General features: G+C 61.5%; 1 protein-coding gene. It reads right to left on the minus strand.

Features of this window, described 5'->3' with window-relative positions:
* Positions 1-273 (minus strand): transposase (locus tag BGK49_RS19200; protein WP_069375821.1); only part of this gene is annotated, 273 nt, incomplete at both ends.

Here is a 273-nt window from a genome sequence, read left to right on the forward strand (position 1 = left end):
CGCATCATGGCGAACAGAACGTCGCAGCGTCGTCTCGCCAGGGCGATAAGCGCCTGATTGTGTCGTTTTCCCTGACTCATTTTGCGGGTGTAGTAAGCCCTGGAGAGCGGATCCCTGAGCGCGGCGAAGGCCGACAGGAACAACGCCCGTTTGAGAGCTTTATTACCCCGTCGCGAGGGATGCTCACCGCGTATTGACGAGCCGGATCGCCGAGTTACCGGCGCAAGGCCAGCATAAGCAGCGAGATGTGCGGCAGAGGCGAAGGCGCGGCAG

The sequence above is a fragment of the Shigella sp. FC1544 genome, assembly GCF_001722145.1.
Lineage (GTDB): Bacteria > Pseudomonadota > Gammaproteobacteria > Enterobacterales > Enterobacteriaceae > Escherichia > Escherichia coli.